Source organism: Parvibaculum sp. (genome assembly GCF_049672805.1).
Taxonomy (GTDB): Bacteria; Pseudomonadota; Alphaproteobacteria; order Parvibaculales; family Parvibaculaceae; genus Parvibaculum.
Window position 1 is genome coordinate 1 of sequence record NZ_JBATWS010000340.1, and the last position, 3,469, is coordinate 3,469.

General features: G+C 61.4%; 3 protein-coding genes. 2 read left to right on the forward strand and 1 reads right to left on the reverse strand.

Going from position 1 to position 3,469, the window contains the following annotated elements; translation table 11 throughout:
* On the reverse strand, positions 1–367 hold a 367-nt coding region (locus WBF74_RS10785; RefSeq protein WP_424439404.1), incomplete at its 3' end, for a radical SAM protein.
* A gap of 109 nt (positions 368–476) precedes the next feature.
* Here WBF74_RS10785 and glpK point away from each other — a divergent pair.
* Positions 477–1,967 carry a glycerol kinase GlpK gene (glpK, locus tag WBF74_RS10790; protein WP_424439406.1) on the forward strand — a complete coding sequence of 497 codons (1,491 nt, stop codon included), beginning with the start codon at positions 477–479 and terminating at the stop codon, positions 1,965–1,967.
* A 72-nt stretch (positions 1,968–2,039) separates the two neighbouring features.
* The gene (locus WBF74_RS10795; RefSeq protein WP_424439408.1) at positions 2,040–3,449 is read left to right on the forward strand and encodes an FAD-binding oxidoreductase; all 1,410 of its coding nucleotides are present in this window, start codon (positions 2,040–2,042) and stop codon (positions 3,447–3,449) included.
* Positions 3,450–3,469 lie beyond the last annotated feature (20 nt).

The following is a 3,469-nucleotide window of genomic DNA, read 5'->3' on the forward strand; positions in this document are numbered from 1 at the left end:
CGTCAGCATAGCGCGCAAGCTGGCTGCCATTGGTGGTGAGGGTCAGTTCGTCGAGCGCGCCGCTGTCGAGATGGCTGCCAAGAGCGCGGATGAGCGTCATCACATCGCGGCGCATCAGCGGTTCGCCACCCGTCAGCCGGATTTTCCGCACCCCTTTCCGCACAAAGGCGGAGCAGAGGCGGTCCAGTTCCTCCAGCGTGAGAAGGTCAGCCTTCGGCAGAAAGGTCATGTGCTCGGACATGCAATAAACACACCGGAAATCGCAGCGATCTGTCACCGACATGCGGAGATAGGTCACCGCCCGCCCGAAAGGATCGATCATCCCCGGCGCGGCGCCTGCCTCTGCAATGGGCGTTTCCATGTCCATGAGCGGACTATAGCATTCGGCGGGCGTGATTTCGTCCCCATGCGGGATGGGGTTTTGTGGAGGCGCAGCGCGGGTTAGCCTCCCGCCAAGAAAAAAGGAGGGGGAGGCCATGGCCGACTATATTCTCGCGATTGACCAGGGCACGACGAGCACAAGGGCGCTTCTGTTTGACCGCTCAGGCTCGCCCATGCGGGTGCGGCAGAAGGAACTCCGCCAGATTTTCCCGCAGGATGGCTGGGTGGAGCATGATGCGGCGGAGATTTGGGCGGCCACGCTGGAGGTTTGCCGTGGCGTGCTGACCAGCGGCACGACGGCGCAGAACATCGCTGCCATAGGCATCACCAATCAGCGCGAGACGACCGTGCTCTGGGACCGCGCAACGGGCGAGCCGGTCCATAATGCGATTGTCTGGCAGGACAGGCGCACGGCGGATTATTGCGCGGAGCTGAAGGCGCAAGGCAAGGAAGCGCTGGTTCAGGCCAAGACCGGACTGCTGCTCGATCCTTATTTTTCCGGTACGAAACTTCGCTGGCTGCTCGACAATGTGGAAGGAGCGCGGGAGCGAGCGGAAAAGGGAGAGCTTTGCTTCGGCACGGTGGATTCATGGCTCATTTACAAGCTCACCGGCGGCAAGCGGCATGTGACCGATGCGACGAATGCCTCGCGCACGCTTCTTTTCAACATCGGGACGAGTGAATGGGATGACGAACTGCTCATGCTGTTCGGCATTCCGCGCGCTGTGCTGCCGGAAGTTCTCGATTGCTGCGCGGATTTTGGCACCACAGAAAAGAGCCTGCTTGGGGCGGAGATTCCCGTTGCGGGTGTGGCGGGCGACCAGCAGGCAGCGACCGTGGGGCAAGCCTGTTTCGAGCCGGGACTTATGAAATCAACCTATGGCACGGGTTGCTTTGCGGTGCTCAACACAGGCACGAAGCGCGTTGAAAGCCATAACCGTTTGCTCGGCACGATTGCCTATCGCATTGGCGGCGAGACGACCTATGCGCTTGAGGGGTCGATCTTCATGGCGGGTGCAATCGTGCAATGGCTGCGCGACGAGATGAAGCTCATCGGTTCATCAGCCGACAGCGAGAAGATGGCGCGGGAGGCGAACCCGAACTCTCATGCCGTGCTCGTGCCCGCCTTTACCGGGCTTGGTGCGCCTTATTGGGAACCGGCGGCGCGCGCGGCCCTTTTCGGCATGACGCGGGATACGGGCGCGAAAGAGATCGTGCGCGCGGCGCTTGAAAGCGTGTCCTATCAGACGCGCGATCTCATGGATGCAATGGGCGCAGACATGAAGATGGCGGGGCTTACCAGCCCGCAGGCGCTGCGTGTCGATGGCGGCATGGTGGCGAATAACTGGTTCGCGCAGAACCTTGCCGACATTCTGGGACGGCCTGTTGAAAGGCCGGAAATCACAGAGACGACGGCGCTGGGTGCCGCCTATCTGGCCGGGATGCATATCGGATTTTACGGCGACAGGGCGGATGTGGCAGCGCATTGGCGCTGCGAGCGCGCCTTCTCACCTGAAATGGCGGAGGGCGAACGCGCCGAACGCTATGAGCGCTGGCTTGGCTATGTGCGGCGCGTGATTGGATAGGCCCATTTCTTCGCAGATTTTTTCGGCGGCACCACATTATAATTCTCAGAAGCAAGGACCCGGGAGGACGACATGCCATCGGATGATCTCATTGAGAAGCTGAAGGAGGCGCTTGGTCCGCAAGCGGTGCTGACGGGGGCGGATGCGGCGGAAAAGGCGGTGGGTGGCTGGAGCGCGCTCGGCGTACCGGCGGTGGTGTTGCGCCCGGCGAGCACGGAGGAAGTCTCGGCCGCGCTGAAGCTGTGTCATGCGGCGGGTGAGGCAGTGGTGCCCTGGGGCGGCAAGACGGGTCTGGGGGAAGGGGGCGAGGCCAATGGCCCTATTGCGCTCTCGCTTGAGCGGATGAACCGGATCGAAGAGATCGACGAAGCGGGCTGCACCATGATCGTGCAGGCGGGCTGCGTTCTGCAAACCGTGTGCGAGGCGGCGGAAGCGAAGGGGCTTATCTTTCCGCTCGATCTTGGTGCACGCGGTTCGGCAACCATTGGCGGAAATATCTCCACCAATGCGGGCGGCAATCGCGTGATCCGCTATGGCATGACGCGCGACATGGTGCTCGGTATTGAAGCGGTGCTGGCAGACGGCACGGTGATGAGTTCCATGAATCATCTCATCAAGAACAATGCGGGCTATGATCTGAAGCAGCTCTTTATCGGATCGGAAGGCACGCTCGGCATTGTCACGCGTGCTGTGCTGCGCCTCTGGCCGAAGCCGCGTTCGCAGGATACGGGCTTTGTTGCGGTGGAGAGTTTCGACCGTTTGCCGAAGTTCCTGCGCCATATGGAGCGCGCGCTTGGGGGCACGCTCTCGGCCTTCGAAGTGATGTGGGAAGATTTCTACAAGCTGGTGACAAGCGAGCCTGCCAAGGGACGCCCTGTCATTCCGCATGGTCATCCCTTTTATGTGCTGGTTGAATCCATGGGTGGGGATCAGGAGGCAGACAGTGCGCGTTTTGAAGCGGCGATGATGGAGGCGCTGGAGGCGGGCGAGATTTCTGATGCGGTGATTGCAAAGAGCCAGGCCGAGCGCGACACGATGTGGGCGCTTCGGGATGATGTGGCGCAGGTCGTCCACACCTATCCGATGTTCACCTTCGATGTGAGCCTCGGCATCTCCGATATGGAGAGCTATGTCGAGGATGTGCGCGCGGGCCTCAAGGCGAAGTGGCCGGAGAGTTCGCTGATGGTGTTCGGCCATCTCGGAGACGGCAATCTTCACGTCATTCCGGGCCGCTTCCCTGATGCCGAGCTTGCAACAAGACGCAGTGTCGAAGCCGTGGTCTATGGTGAATTGCGCAAGCGTGGCGGCTCTGTGTCAGCGGAGCACGGCATCGGGCTTGAGAAGCGGCCCTATCTCGGCTGGTCGCGTTCTGCGGAGGAGGTTGCGCTGATGCAGCTTCTCAAGCGCACGCTGGACCCGAAGAATATTCTCAATCCCGGCAAGGTGCTGGAGCCTGTTCCCCACGCGAAAGCGGCGGAATAGGGCGGTACATCCCCCGTCGT

What these genes read in the sequence shown, in the direction of transcription:
- WBF74_RS10795 (WP_424439408.1), top strand. Translation starts at nt 2,040, where the DNA reads ATGCCATCGGATGATCTCATTGAGAAGCTGAAGGAGGCGCTTGGTCCG.
- glpK (WP_424439406.1), top strand. Translation starts at nt 477, where the DNA reads ATGGCCGACTATATTCTCGCGATTGACCAGGGCACGACGAGCACAAGG.